The following is a 17,634-nucleotide window of genomic DNA, read 5'->3' as shown; positions in this document are numbered from 1 at the left end:
AGATGTGTATAAGAGACAGTCGATACCCCCCTCGTGCTGCGCACCTTCATAACATCTCTTTCAGGCGAGGCTCATCGCTAAGCGATGAATTACCCCCCTCTGTCACTATCGTGACATCTCCCCCACAAGGGGGGAGATCGTGGGCGGCGGCTACGTGCCATAAGCAACTTCAATATTGTCTGCGAGTACCGGAAGCCGTTGCGTGGCTTCGAGCGAGCAGCGAGCTTCCGATCTCCCCCCTTGTGGGGGAGATGCCCCAAAGGGGCAGAGGGGGGTGGCGAGAAGCAAACGCTTCTCGCGCCTTGAGCCGAGCGAAAGGCGCTCTCTCCCTCCACTTTGAAAGTCACCGTCCATGACCGCCCTCTTCCTCCGCGACCTCAGACTTTCGGTGCGCGCCGGTGGCGGGGCTTTGATCGGCATCCTCTTTTTCCTCACCGTCGTCGCCGTCATTCCCTTCGGCGTCGGCCCGGATCTCAAGCTTCTCTCACGCATCGGCCCGGCCATCGTCTGGATCGGCGCGCTGCTCGCGAGCCTTCTCGGCCTCGACCGGCTGTTCCAGGCCGAGCGCGACGACGGCTCGCTCGATCTGCTCGTCATGCAGGAAACGCCGCTGGTCCTCACGGTCTTCATCAAATGCACGGCGCATTGGGTGGCGACCGGCCTGCCGCTCGTCATCGCCTCGCCGCTTCTCGGCCTCTTCATGAATATGAACGAGACGGCGATTGCTGCCACGGCGCTGACCCTGCTCGTCGGCTCGCCGGCGATCACTTTCATCGGCGCGGTCGGTGCCGCCGTCGCCGTGGCGCTGCCGCGCGGCGGGCTGCTGGTTTCCATTCTGGTGCTGCCGCTCACCATTCCCGTGCTGATTTTCGGCGTCAGCGCCACCTATGCCGCCGTCGAAGGGCCGCAGCCCTTCCTGCCACCTTTCCTGATCCTGATCGCGCTGACCTTATTCTTCGCTGTCATCGGACCGGCCGCCGCAGCGCTTGCGCTGCGCAACACGACAGATTGATCTCGATGAGATACTGTTTCGTCGATCTGAGACAATGCTGTCGATTGCCGCAAAAGCCATATCGGGTTAAACAAGCCGCATGAGCGATATCAGCCCTGCGATCAGCCGATTTTCCGACCTCGCCAACCCCACGCGGTTTCTGGCGTTTTCGGCGCGTCTCATTCCCTGGCTGGCCATCGTCTCGGCCGCGCTCTTCGCGATCGGCCTCTATCTGTCCTTTACGACCGAGGGCGATTACCAGCAGGGCGATACCGTCCGCATCATGTATATTCACGTACCCGCCGCCTGGCTTTCGATGATGTGCTACACGATCATGAGCATGTCGGCGATCGGCACGCTGGTCTGGCGTCATCCGCTGGCCGATGTCGCCGGCAAGACCGCCGCCCCGCTCGGCGCCGCCTTCACGCTGATCGCGCTGGTCACCGGCTCGCTCTGGGGCAAGCCGATGTGGGGCACCTATTGGGTCTGGGATGCGCGCCTGACCTCGGTCTTCATCCTGTTCCTGATGTATCTCGGCCTGATCGCGCTGAACCGCGCCATGGACGATCCGTCCAAGGCCGCCCGTGTCGCCTCGATCCTGACGCTGGTCGGCTTCATTAACATTCCGATCATCAAGTTCTCCGTCGACTGGTGGAACACACTGCATCAGCCGGAAAGCATCATGCGCATGGACGGCCCGGCCATCGACGCGGAATTCCTCCGGCCGCTTTTCATCATGGCGCTCGCCTTCACCGTGCTGTTCTTCACGCTGCACCTGATGGCGATCCGCAACGAGATCTGGCGCCGCCGCATCGCCGCGCAGCGCCGCATCGCCGCGCGCATGGCAAGCCGGGAGGAATAGCATGACGCATCCCTTCTACGTTTACGGCTCCTATGGCTTTACCGCGATCATGATCCTCGCCGTCATCGCCTGGACCTGGATCGACGGCCGCCTGCGCCGCCGCGAACTGGCAGCGCTCGAAGCCTCCGGCATCCGCCGCCGCTCGCAGCATACGCCCGAGGGCGACGCGAAATGACTGCGGATGCCGACAACAAGAATGGCGTGAAATCGAGCGGCACCGCGCGCTATCTACTGGCGCTGATCCCGCTCATCGTCTTTGCCTGCATCGCCTTTGCCGTTGGCAAGGTCATGTATGATCAGGAAGTGCACGGCACCGATATCTCCGCCATCCCCTCGGCCCTGATCGGCACCAAGGCGCCGAAGCTGGCCCTGCCGCCGCTTGCAGGCTCCAGCCTTCAAGCGCTGACCGATGATGCCATCAAGGGCAAGCTGACGCTGGTCAATGTCTTCGCCTCCTGGTGCCTTCCCTGCCGCGACGAGCATCCGGTGCTGAAGGAGCTCGCCAAGAACGGTGAGCTCAACATCGTGGCCATCAATTACAAGGACACGAACGAGAACGCGCTGCGCTTCCTCGGCGAACTCGGCAATCCCTATAACGCCATCGGCATCGACCCGAACGGCTCGGCGGCCATCGACTGGGGCGTCTACGGCATTCCGGAATCCTACCTCGTCTCCCCCGACGGCACGATCCTCTACAAACAGGTCGGCCCCTTCACGCCGACCAGCCTGAAGGAAGGGCTCTATCCGGCGATAGCGAAGGCGCAGGGGAAATCGGCGTCTTGATCCCTTCTCCCCTCGGGGAGAAGGTGCCCGAAGGGCGGATGAGGGGGCCGAGAAGCGAAGCAGCGACGGGCCTGAGCAACAAGCCAAAGGCATTTTCCCGGTAACGCCCCCTCACCCGGCGCCATCGCGCCACCCTCTCCCCGATGGGGCGAGGGTAAAAACTAAACCCCACCCTGCCACGTCTTGATCGCATCGACCGGCCAGACCAGCATCAGCACGTTGAGCGTGAGATTGTCACGGATCAAATAGCCCGTGAGCAGCTCGAAGAAGATGGCGATGGCAACCGTCACCAGCACCGGCGCGCGCCAGGCGAACAGGAAACCGACCACCATGAACACCGCATCCATAGACGAGTTGAGGATGCTGTCGCCGACATAGTCGAGCGAGATCGTCGCCGCGCGGTAGCGATTGATGATGATGGGAGAGTTTTCCAGAAGCTCCCAGCCGGATTCGATCAGCATGGCAGCGAAGAGCCGCATCGACAGCGGCTTGCCGCGCATGATCAGATGCGTGAGCCCGAAAAAGAGGAAGCCGTGGATGATGTGCGACGGCGTGTACCAGTCGGAAATATGCTGCGAATTGCCGCTGGAATTGACGACGGGTTCGAAGAGCTTGACATAGCCGCAGGTGCAGATCGGCACGCGACCCATCATATATTCCGCGACGATCTGCACGAGCAGAACGACGGCACAGGCGGTGAACCAGAAGCTCTGCCGCCGGTAGCGGCTTTGGGCGTCGATGGCTTCGCTCATTTCCCGCTTTCCGTAGGAGGCTCGATCGTGTGCTTCATGATCAGCGGCATCTGCGACAGGGTGAAAAGGATGGTGATCGGCATCGTGGCCCACACCTTGAAGTTCACCCAAAGATTGTCCGCCGCCTTGGCGTCGGGCAGGTAATACCAGTTCGAGCCGCGCCAGACGACTTCGTTGAGCACGGCCAGAACGAAAAAGAAAATGCCCCAGCGCAGTGTCAGCTTGCGCCAGCCCTCGGCATCCAGCTGGAAGGCGGCATTGAAGACATATCCGAGCAGCGATTTTCCGAAAGCAAGGCCGCCGAGCAGCGCCACGCCGAACAGGGCGTTGACGATGGTCGGCTTCATCTTGATGAAGGTTTCGTTCTGCAGGTAGATGCCGAGCGCGCCGAAGATCAGCACCACGATGCCCGAGACGAAGGGCATCAGCGGCAGATGGCCGAGCATGACTTTCGAGACGACGAGCGAGATCACCGTCGCGGCCATGAACAGGCCGGTGGCCACGAAGAGCGGACCACCGAGCGTCGCCAATTGCGGAAAATGCTGCACCAGCCATTCGCCGCGCAGATTGCCGAAGAAGAACACCAGCAAAGGCCCGAGTTCCAGCACCAGCTTCAGCATCGGGTGGTGTTTATCGGCAGCACTTGGGGTGAGATCGCTGTCGCTGGTCGTCATTGCGGCATTTTTCCTGTCATCGAACTTGTCATCGAATTCATTCTTGTCGTTCATTGGCTGTTTACAGCTCCCGTACCGGCGATAGCATGGGCAAAATCCTCGGCCTCGAACGGCTCGAGATCATCTACACCCTCGCCGACGCCGATGAAATAGACCGGCAGCTTATGCTTGGCGGAGATGGCGACGAGGATGCCGCCCCGCGCCGTGCCGTCGAGCTTGGTCATGATCAGCCCGTTGACGCCGGCAACGTTGCGGAAGATCTCCACCTGGTTCAGCGCATTCTGGCCGGTGGTCGCGTCCAGCGTCTGCAGCACGGTATGCGGCGCATCCGGATCGAGCTTGCCGAGCACGCGCACGATCTTCTCGAGCTCGGCCATCAGCTCTGCCTTGTTCTGCAGGCGGCCGGCCGTATCGATGATCAGCACGTCGCTCTTGTTGGCCTTGGCCTGCTGGAAGGCATCGAAGGCAAGGCCGGCTGCATCCGCGCCGAGCTTGGTCCCGATGAATTCCGATTTCGTGCGATCGGCCCAGATCTTCAACTGCTCGATGGCTGCGGCGCGGAAGGTATCGCCGGCGGCCACCATGACCTTCAGCCCCGCACCCGAAAGCTTGGCCGCCAGCTTGCCGATCGTCGTCGTCTTGCCGGTGCCGTTGACGCCGACGACGAGGATGACATGCGGCTTGTGGCTGAGATCGAGCTGCAAGGGCTTGGCGACCGGCGTCAAGACCTTGGCGATCTCCTGCGCCATGATGCGCGTGACATCTTCGCCGGTGACATCCTTGCCGTAGCGCTCCGAGGCGAGCGTATCCGTAACGCGCATTGCCGTTTCGACGCCGAGATCCGCCTGGATCAGCAGATCCTCCAGATCCTGCAGCGTCTGATCGTCGAGCTTGCGCTTGGTAAAGAGCGCCGTGATCTGGCCGGTCAGCTGCGACGAAGTGCGCGCAAGCCCGGCGCGCAGGCGCTGGAACCAGGAGAGTTTCTGTTTTGGGGCTTCGGGGATGGGAGCGGGCGCAGAGGTGGAGAAGCCCTTGGGGAGGTTGGGGGCGGTGTCGCTGTCTTTCGACGTTAGGTCCGTATCTGCCGCACCTTCGTCACCCCCCTCTGTCCTGTCGGACATCTCCCCCACAAGGGGGGAGATCGGTTCGACGGTGGTTTCTTCTGAGGTCACATCAGCTTCAGTGCCGGAAATTGGCTCCGGTAGAGCATCAACATCATTGTCTGCGGCTAGCTCGGAAGCCTCAACCTCATGCGAAACAACGACTTCTTCTTGCTCAGCCGGTTGCTGGTCCTGCTGAACAGGCGCGGCATCCTCCAAACGATCTCCCCCCTTGTGGGGGAGATGTCCCGAAGGGACAGAGGGGGGTGACGCAGGCTCGACAAGCTCGGGCGCCGCTGAAGCATCCACAACAGGAGCTTCCTGCTCCGGCGCCGCAACATCCGGCTTAACTACCTCCGCAGGCGCCTGCTCCTCAGCCGGCTTTTCGCGGCCGAAAGTGAAGACTTTTTTGATGAAACCGAGCGCCATGAAGTGTCCGTTGAAGCATTAGGCCGCGTCGGCGGCCAGAAGTTGCATGTCGAGGTGCTTGCCATTGTGGCCGGTGATTGCGACCTGCACAAGGTCGCGCGGCCGAAGGCCGGGGGCGGCGACAAGCGTGAAGTTTTCCGTATGCGCCAGCCCGTTATTCTCCACAAGCAGCCATTGCCGCGTACCGACCATGTTGTCGAGATGGGCCTGGTGCAATCTTTGTCCGGCCTCGCGCAGGCGGGCGGCGCGTTCCTTGATCAGGCCGCGGTCGAGCTGCGGCATCCGGGCGGCCGGCGTGCCGGGGCGCGGGCTGTAAGGGAAGACATGTAGATGCGCGATGCCGGCCTCTTGCGCCAGGCCAACGGCATTTGCAAACATTTCTTCGGTCTCCGTCGGGAAACCGGCGATCATGTCGGCGCCGAAGCTCGTCTCGGGGCGGAGCCGACGCACATCCTCGATGAAACGCATGGCGTCGGCGCGCGAATGCCGCCGCTTCATGCGCTTGAGGATCATGTCGTCGCCATGCTGCAGCGACAGATGCAGATGCGGCATGAAGCGCGGCTCGTCGGCGATGAGATCCATCAGATGCTGATCGGCCTCGATGCTATCGATCGAGGAAAGCCGCAGCCGGCAGATCTCCGGGATCTGCTTCAGCAGCGTCTTGGCAAGCAGGCCGAGCGTCGGCGTTCCCGCCAGGTCGGAGCCATAACTCGTGGCATCGACGCCGGTCAGCACGATCTCGCGATAGCCGCTTTCGGTGAGATTGCGCGCCTGATCGACGACGGCGCCCATCGGCACAGAGCGAGAGTTGCCGCGGCCATAGGGGATGATGCAGAAGGTGCAGCGATGGTCGCAGCCATTCTGCACCTGGATGAAGGCGCGCACATGGCCATCGATATGGCGGATCATCTGCGGCGCGGTCGCGCGCACGCTCATGATGTCGTTGACGCGCAGCTTCTCTTCGGCCGAAACGCCGAAATCCGGCAGGGAGCGATAGGAGGCACTTTTCAGCTTCTCCTCATTGCCGAGCACGGCATCGACTTCGGCCATTTCGGCGAAGGTCTGCTTCTCGGTCTGCGCCGCGCAGCCTGTCACGATGATGCGGGCATGCGGATTATCGCGTCGCGCCCGGCGGATCGCCTGCCGCGCCTGGCGCACGGCCTCGCTCGTCACGGCGCAGGTATTGACCAGAATAGCATTGTTGAGCCCGGCTTTCTCCGCCTCGGCCCTCATCACTTCGGATTCATAGGTATTGAGACGACAGCCGAAGGTAATGACTTCGACCCCGCTCACCGCGCCTGAGCCCCCTGCTCCGGATCGCGCGAGAAGCTGCCAGTGACCGGATCGACGGTGCCGGACCATTCCCATTCGGCAGGCCCGGTCATGACGACATGATCGTTACTGTCTAGCCATTCGATAGTGAGCTTGGCCGGCGCGGGCGCAGAGGCGACGTCGATCATCACTTTGCGGCCGGTGCGGCCAGTGCGCGCGGCGCTGACGGCTGTCGCACAGGCAGCCGATCCGCAGGCAAGCGTCAGGCCGGCGCCGCGCTCCCAGGTGCGGGTGCGCACAAGCGTCGGCGAAAGCACTTGCGCCAGCGTGATGTTGGCACGCTCGGGAAACATCGGATGGTTTTCGAGCAGCGGGCCGAACCGATCGAGATCGAAGGACATCGGGTCCTTGTCCACCCAGAAAATCGCATGCGGATTGCCCATCGACATCACAGAGGGCGAATGCAGAACCGGATTGTCGATCGGCCCGATCTGCAGCTCGATGCGGCTGGTATCGGCAAATTCCTCGGCAAGCGGGATCTTGTCCCAGTCAAAAACCGGCGCGCCCATATCGACCGAGATCGTGCCGTCCTCATGCTCCCTGGCATTCAGGATGCCGGCGACGGTCTGGAAGGTGAAGACGTGTCTGCCGGTTTCGGCCGCCAGCGCCTGCACGACGCAGCGCGTGCCATTGCCGCAGGCCTGCGCCTTCGTGCCGTCGCAGTTCAGAATATCGATCCAGGCATCGGTGCCCTCAATCTTCGGATCGTGGATCGCCATGATCTGGTCGAACTGGGTCGCTGGATCGGCATTGAGCGCAACCGCCGCCGCCGCCGTCACCACATCCTTGCGGCCGCGCATGTCGACGACCAGGATCTTGTTTCCAAGCCCGTTCATCCTCGCGAATTCGACCGTATTGCTCATAATGCCATGTCCGTCCGTGTTTTCGAGCTGTATATGGCGGAATTGCGGGGGAATTACCAGTGGGACGTGAAGGACGGGACCTTTCAAGATCGGCCGGGGCCATCCGGGCCGCCCCGATCCTTCGAGGCTTCGCGCCTCAGGATGAGGCGGAGTTGGCCTCGCTACCGTAATCATAATCTTTAGCGCAACGAATAAATGTGAGAGCAACACAAGAGATCAATTCTCGCGACAAAAAGGGACGAAGATCAGCCTCATGGTGAGGAGGCCCGCAGGGCCATCTCGAACCGCGAGGCGGGTGGCTCGCCCTTCGATTGAATCTCCGAAATCGCCGCAGCGAAAATCCCGTCGGTGAGCCTTGACGCAATTCATGTTAAGAAAAAATCATTTGGGTGTCGGATTGCCGAAATCCCGCACGTCCTAGGCTCGTCCACTCCGTAAAACCATAGGGATTATGACCATGCCGAATACCATACGCCTGCACCGCGTCCTGGCGACCAGCCCGGAAAAAGTCTATCGGGCATTCATCGAAGCGGATGCACTTGCCAAGTGGCTGCCGCCGAATGGCTTTGCCTGCAGCGTGCATCACTTCGAAGGAAAAGTCGGCGGCACGTTCAAGATGTCGTTCCGCAACTTCACGACGGGCGAAAGCCATGCCTTTGGCGGCGATTTCCGCGAGCTGATCCCGGGCGAGCTGGTGCGCTACACCGACAAGTTCGACGACCCGAACCTGCCCGGCGAGATGGAAGTGACCGTCACCTTGAAAAAGGTCCTGGTCGGAACCGAGGTCAACATCACCCAGGCGGGCATCCCCGATGTCATTCCGCCGGAAGCCTGCTATCTCGGCTGGCAGGAATCGCTGATCAATCTGGCGAAACTGGTTGAGCCTGAGATCAAAGAGTAAGGTGCGGCGACCCGCGACGCAACCCCTTCCCCCCTTGGGGAGAAGGTGCCGACAGGCGGATGAGGGGGCTTGCCCGAGGGCACTGAACCCAATGAATTCGAGGCGATTTACCCCCTTCATCCGACCCTTCGGGCCACCTTCTCCCCAAGGGGAGAAGGGAATATTTGGCGCCCCTCAACCAACCGGAACATCAAAGACTTCGCCTGCCCTGAGCGGGCGAAAGCGATCCGGCGCCACGCCCTCTACCTTCAAGGCTGCATCCAGCGCCTGAACCGGCGCATCGATGCCCTCGTCCGTCAGCTGGAAAGTCGCGAAGTGATGGCCGGCAACATAAGCAGCATTGCAGAGCTTCATGCCTTTCACCGCTTCTTCCGGATTCTGGTGCTGGCCCTTCATGAACCAGCGCGGCTCATAGGCGCCGAAGGGCAGGATTGCGAGGCGGAAACCGTCATGTTTGCGGGCCGCGGCCTCATAATTGATGCCGTCGTGAAAACCGGTGTCGCCGATATGATAGATTTTGCCCACCGGCGTGGTGAGCACGAATGAGGCCCATAGCGCCATGCGCTGGTCGCGCATGCCGCGCGCCGACCAGTGATGACAGGGCTCGACATCGATCGTAACATCAGCCTTGAGGGCAATGCGATCACCCCAATCGACCACGGTGATGTCGGCGTCGGGAACGGCGCGGCGGATGATCGTGTCGTTGCCGAGCGGCGTCACGATGTCAGGCCGATGCGCCTGATGCAGGCGCGCAAGCGTGACGAGATCGAGGTGGTCGTAATGATTATGCGTCACCAGCACGAGGTCGATATGCGGCAGGTCCTCGAAGCGGATGCCGGGCGGCACCACGCGCTTCGGCCCAACGGATTGGAACGGACTGACCCGCTCCGACCAGACCGGATCCGTCAGGATGTTCAGCCCGGCAATCTGCAGCAGCATCGAGGCATGGCCAACCATGGTCACCCGCATCTGCTCGCCAAACACATGCCGGTCGGGCTTGGCCGGAGGAAAGGCGCTGATGACAGGATTGGGCCAGCGCACCCGGCCGCCACCGAACTGCCAGCGCAAAAGGTCGAACGCACCGCCTGGCGCGACGCCGCCGGGATTGAAGAAGCGCTGACCGTCGAAATGATCGGAGACCGGACCCTGATAATAGGGATTGCCTCTCTTGTTGGAGCGAGCTGAACTCGTCATGGCTTATCCGCTCCCTGCGCGCCTGTCGCCTTACCGACCGGCAAGCCGATGCTGGCGAGCCACTCCTCGGCCTCACGCGCCGTCAGCGTCTCCTCGAGCACGACATTCGCCGGCATGGCAAAAAGCTGCGGCGTGAAGAAGCTCGTATCCCAGAGCGCGGCACCCTCGGCCGGAGGCGAAAGCAGGATGACCTGCCGGCCATCGATGCGGGCAATCGTCTCGACGGATGCCTCGCCGGAAATCTCCGTCAGCTCCGGTTGGTCCGGCTGTACCGTCTGATAGCGCCACCAGGGCTCGTCATTGCCGTCTTCGGCCACGGTTACGCAGCGCGCCATGTCGACGATGAATCTGTTGGGGGCGCGGCCGCCGGTGAGCGTCTCGCCGAATGCCGCCTGGATCAGTGTGAACAGATGAAAGCAGTTGACGATATTGTCGTATCGCAGGCGAAAACCCTGGCGGCTCGGCAGATGCAGCACCAGCAGGGCGTCGCTTCGGCTCAGGAGCATCTGGCGGACCCAGGCCGCACCCGGCGTATAATCCTGCAACTCGGTAAGCTGCGCCATCAGCGCCTTGTTGCCGGCGGCGAGCTCGCGTTCCCGCGGCATGGCGGCAAGATGCGAAACCGCTGATTGGCCGAGCAGCTGGAAGGCATCCAGCAGCTGTCTTTGCTTAGGGCTCAGCTCCTTGCGGCCGGCAAAGCCGCGATGGATCTGCGGCAGCCATGCCATGTAGAGCTCCCACACGGCGGCAGCGCTGCGTTCCACCGCCCCACCCTTTTCGACGATGGTGCCGAGCATATTGGCAAGCACTGCCGCCCCCGGCGGCGGCAGGCGGCTGAGCTCACGCGCCGCCCGCGCCATGATCTTCGGTTGGGCCATGGCGGTCGCATAGAAGACCTGCGCCGCCGCATTGAATTGCGCGTCGACGCGGCCTCCGGCGTAAGCCCGGCAGGCGGCGAGAAGATCGGTCAGGGCTGCATCATTCATTCGGAACTGTCTCGGGAATCACTTGATGGCGGGGATCGATACAACAATTGGAAGATGGTGGTACGGTCAAACGACATTGATATAACGCTGGCATCCGTGCATTTCAGGCATTTCGGCCGCCTTAGGTTGACTTTGCCGGCCTTTTCCTGTTTATCGCCCGCAATCTGCGACGAGCACAAGCCTCCGAGCCACCGACCGGGACCCATAAGGTATAAAGAGATCCCGGAGGTCAACACCCGACAGCGCGACGCGCCCTCGGGTGCTTTTTGGCTTTGCGTCTTGTTTTCGTCATGGAAAAGCACGACGTTTTCGGGCGAGGAACCGCGCAAGTTGCGCCAAGTCCAAATCCCAAGCGATCGATAAGGAAGAACCGATGTTTGAAAACCTCCAGGACCGTCTTGGCTCCATTCTGAATGGACTGACAGGCCGCGGCGCGCTTTCGGAAGCCGATGTTTCCGCAGCACTTCGCGAGGTTCGCCGCGCGCTTTTGGAAGCCGACGTGGCGCTGGATGTGGTTCGCTCCTTTACCGATCGCGTCCGCGAAAAGGCCGTCGGCGCCGAGATCCTGAAGTCGATCAAGCCGGGCCAGATGGTCGTCAAGATCGTCCATGACGAGCTGATCGAGATGCTCGGCGGCGAAGGCGTCGGCATCGACCTCAACGCACCGGCCCCGGTCGTCATCATGATGGTGGGTCTGCAGGGCTCGGGTAAGACCACCACGACGGCCAAGATCGCCAGCCGCATGACGAGCCGCGACCGCAAGAAGGTCCTGATGGCCTCGCTCGACACTCGCCGTCCGGCCGCGCAGGAGCAGTTGCGCCAGCTCGGCGTGCAGACCGGCGTCGACACGCTGCCGGTCATATCAGGCCAGTCGCCGACCGATATCGCCGCGCGCGCCGTGCAGGCCGCCAAGCTCGGCGGCCATGACATCGTCATCCTCGACACCGCCGGCCGCACGCATATCGACGAGCCGCTCATGGTCGAGATGGCGGATATCAAGAAGAAGTCCAACCCGCATGAAATCCTGTTGGTCGCCGATAGCTTGACCGGTCAGGACGCCGTCAATCTCGCCCGCAATTTCGACGAGCGCGTCGGCATTACCGGCCTCGTGCTGACCCGCATGGACGGCGACGGCCGCGGCGGTGCCGCCCTTTCGATGCGCGCCGTAACCGGCAAGCCGATCAAGCTGATCGGCGTCGGCGAAAAGATGGGCGAGCTGGAGGAATTCCACCCCCGCCGTATCGCCGACCGCATCCTCGGCATGGGCGACATCGTCTCGCTGGTCGAAAAGGCGGCCGAGAATATCGACGCCGAGAAGGCAGCCGCCATGGCTGCCAAGATGGCCAAGGGCAAGTTCGATCTGAACGATCTGGCCGACCAGCTCGGCCAGATGCAGAAGATGGGCGGCATGGGCGGCATCATGGGTCTGATGCCCGGCATGTCCGGCATGAAGGACAAGATGGCCGCCGCCGGCCTCGACGATCGCCTGTTCAAACGCCAGATCGCCATCATCTCCTCGATGACCAAGGCCGAGCGCGCCAATCCGGATCTCTTGAAGCATTCCCGCAAGAAGCGCATCGCCGCCGGCTCCGGCTCCGACGCCTCCGACATCAACAAGCTTCTGAAGATGCACCGCCAGATGGCTGATATGATGAAGATGATGGGCGGCAAGGGCAAAGGCGGCATGATGAAGCAGCTGATGGGCGGCCTCGCCGGCAAGATGGGCCTCGGCGGCGGCCTAGGGGGTATGGGCGGCGGCATGCCCGACCTGTCGAACATGGACCCCAAGCAGCTCGAAGCTCTGCAGAAGCAGGCCGAAGCCGCCGGCCTCGGCCGTCCCGGCGGCATGCCTGGCCTCGGTGGCGGTGGATTGCCGGGCCTGGGCGGCGCCAAGCTGCCGGGCCTCGGCGGTGGTTTCCCAGGCCTTCCCGGTTTGCCGAAGAAGAAGTGAGAAGGATCGTTGACCCCCATGATTGATCCAGACGTCAAAGCCCAACTGGGCAACTACCGCCAGTCGATCGACAATATCGATGCCGCACTGGTGCACATGCTGGCCGAACGCTTTCGCTGCACCAAAGAGGTCGGCGTGCTGAAGGCCAAGTACGACCTGCCGCCGGCCGACCCGGCGCGCGAAGAATTTCAGATCGAGCGCCTGCGCCGCCTGGCAAAGGACGCAAATCTGGACCCGGATTTCGCCGAGAAGTTCCTGAACTTCGTCATCAAGGAAGTCATCCGGCATCATGAACAGATCGCTGCCGATTTCAAAGGGTAACCCCCTGGCCGCGTGATCCCGAAAGACGCAGGACGTTTTCAACCGGGATCATGCAGCAAGAGAAAAGCAGCGCGACGTAACCATACCGCACAACGAAGCGGTCAAGAAAAGCCTAAGGAGAATTAACATGGCACTGAAAATTCGTCTCGCCCGCGGTGGCTCCAAGAAGCGCCCGTATTACCACGTTGTCGTTGCCGACGCCCGCTCGCCGCGCGACGGCCGCTTCCTTGAGACCCTCGGCTCCTGGAACCCGATGCTCGCCAAGGACGACGCCAAGCGCGTTGAACTCAAGGCCGAACGCATCAAGCATTGGCTCGACCACGGCGCCCAGCCGACCGACCGCGTTCTGCGCTTCCTCGCCGAAGCCGGCATCGCAACACGCGACGCCAAGAACAACCCGGAAAAGGCAAAGCCGGGCAAGCGCGCCCAGGAGCGCGCCGCTGAGAAGGCACAGAAGGCTGCTGACGCCGCCGCTGCTGCTTCTGAATAATCAGTCCTTGTGACTGTCGAAAACGGGCGGCATGGCGACATGCCGCCCGTTTTTTGTTTCCCATCGGCGGATGTTCAGCCTATGAGAGAACGCAACTACAGCGCCGGGCGTTACATACGACGCGCTCGCTGTAGCGCTTTAGATCTGCTGCATAATTCCGGTAATCGGCGAAGAGACCATGACGAAACTGCAAAACCCGGTATTGATGGCAACCATCGGCGCGGCACAGGGCCTCAAAGGCGAGGTACGCGCCCGCGCCTATACTTCGGACCCCACGGCGCTTGGCGATTACGGCCACTTGCACAGCATGGACGGCCGCAGCTTCGAGGTTCTGGAAATCCGCGAAGCCAAAAACGTGGTGGTGGTGCGCTTGCGCGGCGTCAACGACCGCGATGCCGCCGAAGCACTGAATGGCCTGGAACTCTACATCGAGCGCGACAACCTGCCTGACGATGAACTCGATGACGACGAATTCTTCTATACCGATCTCGAAGGACTGGAAGCTGTCGACGACAAGGGCACGGGCTACGGCACGGTCAGCGGCATCTATGATTTCGGCGCCGGCGACCTTCTGGAGCTGAAGGGTCCGGGCAAGCGTCCGGTCCTGATCCCCTTCTCAGAAACGGCCGTTCTCGAAATCGATCTCGAAGGCGGCAAGATTCTGATCGATCCAATGGCCGCCGGCCTGATCGACAATCCCGACGATCTCATCGGCAAGCCGCCGAAGCCGGAAAAGCCGGAAGGCAAGACGAAGAAGTAATCCTCATTGGGAAGTGACCGCGCCATGAGTTTCCGGGCGACCATCCTGACGCTTTATCCCGAGATGTTTCCCGGCCATCTCGGTACGTCGCTTGCCGGCAAGGCGATGGAACGCGGGCAGTGGGCGCTGGACTGTGTGCAGATCCGCGATTTCGCCACCGACAGGCACCGCACCGTCGACGACACGCCGGCCGGCGGCGGCGCCGGGATGGTGCTGAAACCGGACGTGCTCGCCCGCGCCATCGACCATGCCAGCGAAAACGACAATCGTCCGCGCCTGCTGATGAGCCCGCGCGGCAAACCGCTGACGCAGCAGCGCGTGCGCGAACTCGCGGCCGGCGAGGGCGTCATCGTCGTCTGCGGCCGCTTCGAGGGTGTCGACCAGCGTGTCATCGATGGCCGCGCGCTCGAGGAAGTCTCGATCGGCGACTATATTCTCTCAGGCGGCGAGCCAGCCGCGCTGATCCTGCTCGACGCCATCGTCCGCATCCTGCCCGGCGTCATGGGCAACGACCTTTCCGGCCTGCACGAAAGCTTCGAAGGCGGCCTGCTGGAGCATCCGCACTATACGCGTCCGCAAATCTGGGAAGGCCATGAGATTCCCGCCGTGCTCACGTCAGGCAACCATGCGGCGATCGCCAAATGGCAGAAGGAACAGGCCGAACAGCTGACTCGGGAGCGCCGGCCGGATTTGCTCGACAAAAAGGCTGAGAAATAGCTCGTTGGGCGGGCTGTCGAAGAAGCCCCCGCGTTTTGCCCGGACGAGACCAGATCACCAAGTGGATTTCTCCGCCGCAGGCGCGCTATAGCGCCCGGCACTATCAGGCGGTAGAGAAGCAGCGACGAACATGGAAAAGCGAGGAGGCGCTGGACGATGGCAAAAGACAACGCGACGGAAGCGGAACAGGCGGGCTCCGCTTTTCAGCTGATCGATCAGAGAATTCAGGAATTGGCCGACTGGCGCGGCAAGACGCTTGCTCGGGTCCGCGCGCTCATCAAGCAGGCCGAGCCTGAAGTCGTCGAAGAATGGAAATGGCGTGGCGTGCCGGTATGGTCGCATGACGGCATCATCTGCACCGGCGAGACCTACAAGAGCGTGGTCAAGCTGACCTTTGCGAAGGGCGCCTCACTCGAGGATCCCTCCCGCCTCTTTAACTCCAGCCTCGAAGGCAATACTCGGCGGGCCATCGATATCCACGAGAACGAGGACATCGACGAAGAGGCGCTGAAGGCACTCATTCGCGCAGCGGCCGCCCTGAACGTATCCACGCGGAAAAAGCCGAAGAAAGCCTGAACGGTGTCCAGGCAATCGAATGTATGATAAATTGCGTTCTAAGCCGCTTGCGCCGCAACAAACGCCACTTAATTCGGCCGCAAGGGGTGACAAAGGCGTGACAATGGGGTATGTGCGCCCCCGGCATGGGAAATTTCCCATCAACCACCAAAGAAAAGCAGGCGTATCCGCCCCTGCCGTAACAGGCATATATCCGAGGCGAGACCTTGAAGGTCCGACCAGGGATAGAGATCGTTCAGGGCGCTCTGGCTGTTGAAGCAACAACGAGGTTGATACTATGAACATCATTCAGCAGTTGGAAGCCGAACAGGCTGCCAAGATCGAAGCCAAGCGCACCCTTCCCGCATTCTCCGCTGGCGACACCCTTCGCGTCAACGTGAAGGTCACGGAAGGCAACCGTACCCGCGTTCAGGCCTATGAAGGCGTTTGCATCGCCCGCTCCGGCGGCGGTCTGCAGGAAAACTTCACGGTTCGCAAGATCTCCTACGGCGAAGGCGTCGAGCGCGTATTCCCGGTCTACTCCCCGATGATCGAAAGCGTCGAAGTCGTTCGCCGCGGTAAGGTCCGTCGCGCCAAGCTCTACTACCTGCGCGACCTGCGCGGTAAGGCTGCCCGTATCGTCGAGAACACCGGCACCCGCGCCCGCAAGCTCAACGACGCAGAGCGCCAGGCTCTCGCCGAAGAAAAGGCACGCATCGAGGCCGAGAAGGTTGCAGCCGCTCAGGCACTCGCAGCCGAGAAGGCAGCAGCCGAAGCCGCAGAAGCAAAGGCAGCCGCTGAAGCTGCAGCAGCCGCAGCAGCCGAGCCGGCAGCAGAATAAGTTTCGATCCTTACAGGTCGAGAAATTTGAAGGCGGCCTTCGGGTCGCCTTTTTTACTGCCGGCCACAACGGGCTCGGGCGAACAGGAAATTTCTCCGCCTGCCGCCTGTATTAGAGTGACTTTTCCATTTTTAGTGATTGCGCCCTTGGCAATGGCCTTGCCATACGCTTTGCAAATATGACAGTTTTCCGCCACGCTGGCGCCGGATGATTTTAGGTCGAATCGACCTAAAATCTAAATCCGCGCTAGCATCAAATAGGTGGAGCATGATGTTGTCCGAAAACCGTCTACACTTTTCGGCATCATGCTCTAATCGGGGAGATTTCCATGGCATTCCGTCGTTCGTTCCTTCTGGGCCTCGGCGCCCTCGTGCTTGCACCCTTCGCGACCTTCGCAGCCGATCTGCCTGATCTCAAGGGCAAGACCGTCATCGTCGTCACCGAGAATGCCTATCCGCCGCTGCAGTTCATCGACCCAAAAACGAACAAGGCGATCGGCTGGGAATATGACGCGATGAACGAAATCGCCAAACGCCTGAACTTCAAGGTCGAATACCAGAACACCAGCTGGGATGCGATGATCCAGGCCGTCTCGGAAGGCCAGTACAACATCGGCATGACCGGCATCACCATCAAGGACGACCGCAAGCAGAAGGTCGATTTTTCCGACCCATACATGCGCTCCGAGCAGTTCATGCTGGTGCGCGGCGACGAGAAGCGCTTTACCGATGCCAAGAGCTTTGCCGCCTTCAAGGACGGCCTGATCGGCGCGCAGCCGGGCACGACGCCCTTCTACACCGCCGTCTATTCGGTCCTCGACGGCAACGAGCAGAATCCGCGCATCAAGACCTTCGAAACCTTCGGCGCCACAGTACAGGCACTGAAGACCGGTGACGTCGATACGGTGCTGACCGACGGCACCGCTGGCAAGGGCTATGTCGATGCCTCCAATGGCGGCCTGAAGCTCGTCGGCGGTCCGCTCGGCACCGAGGATTTCGGCTTTATCTTCCAGAAGGGCTCCGATCTCGTCACCCCGATCAATGCTGCCATCGCCAGCCTCAAGGCGGACGGCACGCTCGAGGCGCTGAACAAGAAGTGGTTCCTCGACTACAAGATGGGCCAATGAATTCTG

Annotated in this window: 20 protein-coding genes; 13 read left to right on the top strand and 7 right to left on the bottom strand. The window is 61.7% G+C overall.

What is annotated here, in order from left to right:
• Window positions 1-352 precede the first annotated feature (352 nt).
• The 4 genes from ccmB to ACPYOP_RS19200 all read left to right on the top strand — a co-directional run bounded on the left by ccmB (window position 353) and on the right by ACPYOP_RS19200 (window position 2,636).
• Window positions 353-1,012 (top strand): heme exporter protein CcmB, encoded by a 660-nt coding sequence (gene ccmB, locus ACPYOP_RS19215; protein ID WP_481411932.1) that lies wholly within the window; start codon window positions 353-355, stop codon window positions 1,010-1,012.
• 79 nt (window positions 1,013-1,091) lie between these two features.
• The gene (locus ACPYOP_RS19210; RefSeq protein ID WP_481411931.1) at window positions 1,092-1,853 is read left to right on the top strand and encodes a heme ABC transporter permease; all 762 of its coding nucleotides are present in this window, start codon (window positions 1,092-1,094) and stop codon (window positions 1,851-1,853) included.
• A 1-nt stretch (window position 1,854) separates the two neighbouring features.
• Window positions 1,855-2,028, top strand: coding sequence for a heme exporter protein CcmD (gene ccmD / locus ACPYOP_RS19205; protein ID WP_481411930.1), 174 nt, complete (start codon window positions 1,855-1,857; stop codon window positions 2,026-2,028).
• A complete protein-coding gene (locus tag ACPYOP_RS19200) occupies window positions 2,025-2,636 on the top strand; it encodes a DsbE family thiol:disulfide interchange protein (RefSeq protein ID WP_481411929.1) in 612 nt (203 codons plus the stop codon). Before ccmD ends, ACPYOP_RS19200 begins: the two co-directional genes overlap by 4 nt.
• Before the next feature lie 161 nt (window positions 2,637-2,797).
• Here ACPYOP_RS19200 and ACPYOP_RS19195 read toward each other — a convergent pair whose 3' ends face one another.
• The 5 genes from ACPYOP_RS19195 to dapF are packed head-to-tail and all read right to left on the bottom strand — an operon-like array spanning window position 2,798 to window position 7,786.
• Window positions 2,798-3,388 (bottom strand): DUF2585 domain-containing protein, encoded by a 591-nt coding sequence (locus ACPYOP_RS19195; protein ID WP_481411928.1) that lies wholly within the window; start codon window positions 3,386-3,388, stop codon window positions 2,798-2,800.
• Window positions 3,385-4,116 carry a septation protein A gene (locus ACPYOP_RS19190; RefSeq protein WP_481411927.1) on the bottom strand — a complete coding sequence of 244 codons (732 nt, stop codon included), beginning with the start codon at window positions 4,114-4,116 and terminating at the stop codon, window positions 3,385-3,387. Before ACPYOP_RS19190 ends, ACPYOP_RS19195 begins: the two co-directional genes overlap by 4 nt.
• Window positions 4,113-5,591: a signal recognition particle-docking protein FtsY gene (gene ftsY, locus ACPYOP_RS19185; RefSeq protein WP_481411926.1), complete on the bottom strand. Its 1,479-nt coding sequence runs from the start codon at window positions 5,589-5,591 to the stop codon at window positions 4,113-4,115. Before ftsY ends, ACPYOP_RS19190 begins: the two co-directional genes overlap by 4 nt.
• 18 nt (window positions 5,592-5,609) lie before the next feature.
• Window positions 5,610-6,884 carry a tRNA (N(6)-L-threonylcarbamoyladenosine(37)-C(2))-methylthiotransferase MtaB gene (mtaB, locus tag ACPYOP_RS19180; protein WP_481411925.1) on the bottom strand — a complete coding sequence of 425 codons (1,275 nt, stop codon included), beginning with the start codon at window positions 6,882-6,884 and terminating at the stop codon, window positions 5,610-5,612.
• On the bottom strand, window positions 6,881-7,786 hold the full coding sequence (gene dapF / locus ACPYOP_RS19175) for a diaminopimelate epimerase (RefSeq protein ID WP_481411924.1): 906 nt from the start codon (window positions 7,784-7,786) through the stop codon (window positions 6,881-6,883). Before dapF ends, mtaB begins: the two co-directional genes overlap by 4 nt.
• 457 nt (window positions 7,787-8,243) lie before the next feature.
• Between dapF and ACPYOP_RS19170 the strand changes: the two genes are divergently transcribed.
• Entirely contained in the window at window positions 8,244-8,687 is a 444-nt protein-coding gene (locus tag ACPYOP_RS19170) for an SRPBCC family protein (protein ID WP_481411923.1), read from the top strand.
• A gap of 174 nt (window positions 8,688-8,861) precedes the next feature.
• On the opposite strand, the gene ACPYOP_RS19165 is transcribed toward ACPYOP_RS19170, so the two are convergent.
• Both ACPYOP_RS19165 and ACPYOP_RS19160 read right to left on the bottom strand, forming a co-directional pair.
• Window positions 8,862-9,881, bottom strand: coding sequence for an MBL fold metallo-hydrolase (locus tag ACPYOP_RS19165; RefSeq protein ID WP_481411922.1), 1,020 nt, complete (start codon window positions 9,879-9,881; stop codon window positions 8,862-8,864).
• A complete protein-coding gene (locus ACPYOP_RS19160; RefSeq protein WP_481411921.1) occupies window positions 9,878-10,867 on the bottom strand; it encodes a hypothetical protein in 990 nt (329 codons plus the stop codon). Before ACPYOP_RS19160 ends, ACPYOP_RS19165 begins: the two co-directional genes overlap by 4 nt.
• A gap of 373 nt (window positions 10,868-11,240) precedes the next feature.
• Between ACPYOP_RS19160 and ffh the strand changes: the two genes are divergently transcribed.
• From ffh to ACPYOP_RS19120, 8 genes are all read left to right on the top strand, one after another.
• Window positions 11,241-12,818: a signal recognition particle protein gene (ffh, locus tag ACPYOP_RS19155; protein ID WP_481411920.1), complete on the top strand. Its 1,578-nt coding sequence runs from the start codon at window positions 11,241-11,243 to the stop codon at window positions 12,816-12,818.
• Between the two features lie 18 nt (window positions 12,819-12,836).
• Window positions 12,837-13,139, top strand: a complete 303-nt coding sequence (locus ACPYOP_RS19150) for a chorismate mutase (RefSeq protein WP_092717298.1) — start codon at window positions 12,837-12,839, stop codon at window positions 13,137-13,139.
• A 127-nt stretch (window positions 13,140-13,266) separates the two neighbouring features.
• The gene (gene rpsP, locus ACPYOP_RS19145; protein WP_092717295.1) at window positions 13,267-13,629 is read left to right on the top strand and encodes a 30S ribosomal protein S16; all 363 of its coding nucleotides are present in this window, start codon (window positions 13,267-13,269) and stop codon (window positions 13,627-13,629) included.
• 178 nt (window positions 13,630-13,807) lie between these two features.
• On the top strand, window positions 13,808-14,389 hold the full coding sequence (rimM, locus tag ACPYOP_RS19140) for a ribosome maturation factor RimM (RefSeq protein ID WP_481411919.1): 582 nt from the start codon (window positions 13,808-13,810) through the stop codon (window positions 14,387-14,389).
• Between the two features lie 24 nt (window positions 14,390-14,413).
• On the top strand, window positions 14,414-15,106 hold the full coding sequence (gene trmD, locus ACPYOP_RS19135) for a tRNA (guanosine(37)-N1)-methyltransferase TrmD (RefSeq protein ID WP_481411918.1): 693 nt from the start codon (window positions 14,414-14,416) through the stop codon (window positions 15,104-15,106).
• A gap of 156 nt (window positions 15,107-15,262) precedes the next feature.
• Window positions 15,263-15,682, top strand: coding sequence for a DUF1801 domain-containing protein (locus tag ACPYOP_RS19130; protein WP_481411917.1), 420 nt, complete (start codon window positions 15,263-15,265; stop codon window positions 15,680-15,682).
• A gap of 277 nt (window positions 15,683-15,959) precedes the next feature.
• Entirely contained in the window at window positions 15,960-16,502 is a 543-nt protein-coding gene (gene rplS / locus ACPYOP_RS19125) for a 50S ribosomal protein L19 (protein WP_481411916.1), read from the top strand.
• A 328-nt stretch (window positions 16,503-16,830) separates the two neighbouring features.
• Window positions 16,831-17,628, top strand: coding sequence for a transporter substrate-binding domain-containing protein (locus ACPYOP_RS19120; protein ID WP_481411915.1), 798 nt, complete (start codon window positions 16,831-16,833; stop codon window positions 17,626-17,628).
• The last annotated feature ends 6 nt before the right edge of the window (window positions 17,629-17,634 follow it).

Source organism: Rhizobium sp. KNZ2-6A (assembly GCF_056755475.1).
Note: the sequence above shows the minus strand (reverse complement) of the source record. Positions and strands in the feature narration are given on the sequence as shown.

What these genes read in the sequence shown, in the direction of transcription:
- ccmB (WP_481411932.1), top strand. Translation starts at nt 353, where the DNA reads ATGACCGCCCTCTTCCTCCGCGACCTCAGACTTTCGGTGCGCGCCGGT.
- ACPYOP_RS19210 (WP_481411931.1), top strand. Translation starts at nt 1,092, where the DNA reads ATGAGCGATATCAGCCCTGCGATCAGCCGATTTTCCGACCTCGCCAAC.
- ccmD (WP_481411930.1), top strand. Translation starts at nt 1,855, where the DNA reads ATGACGCATCCCTTCTACGTTTACGGCTCCTATGGCTTTACCGCGATC.
- ACPYOP_RS19200 (WP_481411929.1), top strand. Translation starts at nt 2,025, where the DNA reads ATGACTGCGGATGCCGACAACAAGAATGGCGTGAAATCGAGCGGCACC.
- ACPYOP_RS19195 (WP_481411928.1), bottom strand. Translation starts at nt 3,388, where the DNA reads ATGAGCGAAGCCATCGACGCCCAAAGCCGCTACCGGCGGCAGAGCTTC.
- ACPYOP_RS19190 (WP_481411927.1), bottom strand. Translation starts at nt 4,116, where the DNA reads ATGAACGACAAGAATGAATTCGATGACAAGTTCGATGACAGGAAAAAT.
- ftsY (WP_481411926.1), bottom strand. Translation starts at nt 5,591, where the DNA reads ATGGCGCTCGGTTTCATCAAAAAAGTCTTCACTTTCGGCCGCGAAAAG.
- dapF (WP_481411924.1), bottom strand. Translation starts at nt 7,786, where the DNA reads ATGAGCAATACGGTCGAATTCGCGAGGATGAACGGGCTTGGAAACAAG.
- ACPYOP_RS19170 (WP_481411923.1), top strand. Translation starts at nt 8,244, where the DNA reads ATGCCGAATACCATACGCCTGCACCGCGTCCTGGCGACCAGCCCGGAA.
- ACPYOP_RS19165 (WP_481411922.1), bottom strand. Translation starts at nt 9,881, where the DNA reads ATGACGAGTTCAGCTCGCTCCAACAAGAGAGGCAATCCCTATTATCAG.
- ACPYOP_RS19160 (WP_481411921.1), bottom strand. Translation starts at nt 10,867, where the DNA reads ATGAATGATGCAGCCCTGACCGATCTTCTCGCCGCCTGCCGGGCTTAC.
- ffh (WP_481411920.1), top strand. Translation starts at nt 11,241, where the DNA reads ATGTTTGAAAACCTCCAGGACCGTCTTGGCTCCATTCTGAATGGACTG.
- ACPYOP_RS19150 (WP_092717298.1), top strand. Translation starts at nt 12,837, where the DNA reads ATGATTGATCCAGACGTCAAAGCCCAACTGGGCAACTACCGCCAGTCG.
- rpsP (WP_092717295.1), top strand. Translation starts at nt 13,267, where the DNA reads ATGGCACTGAAAATTCGTCTCGCCCGCGGTGGCTCCAAGAAGCGCCCG.
- rimM (WP_481411919.1), top strand. Translation starts at nt 13,808, where the DNA reads ATGACGAAACTGCAAAACCCGGTATTGATGGCAACCATCGGCGCGGCA.
- trmD (WP_481411918.1), top strand. Translation starts at nt 14,414, where the DNA reads ATGAGTTTCCGGGCGACCATCCTGACGCTTTATCCCGAGATGTTTCCC.
- ACPYOP_RS19130 (WP_481411917.1), top strand. Translation starts at nt 15,263, where the DNA reads ATGGCAAAAGACAACGCGACGGAAGCGGAACAGGCGGGCTCCGCTTTT.
- rplS (WP_481411916.1), top strand. Translation starts at nt 15,960, where the DNA reads ATGAACATCATTCAGCAGTTGGAAGCCGAACAGGCTGCCAAGATCGAA.
- ACPYOP_RS19120 (WP_481411915.1), top strand. Translation starts at nt 16,831, where the DNA reads ATGGCATTCCGTCGTTCGTTCCTTCTGGGCCTCGGCGCCCTCGTGCTT.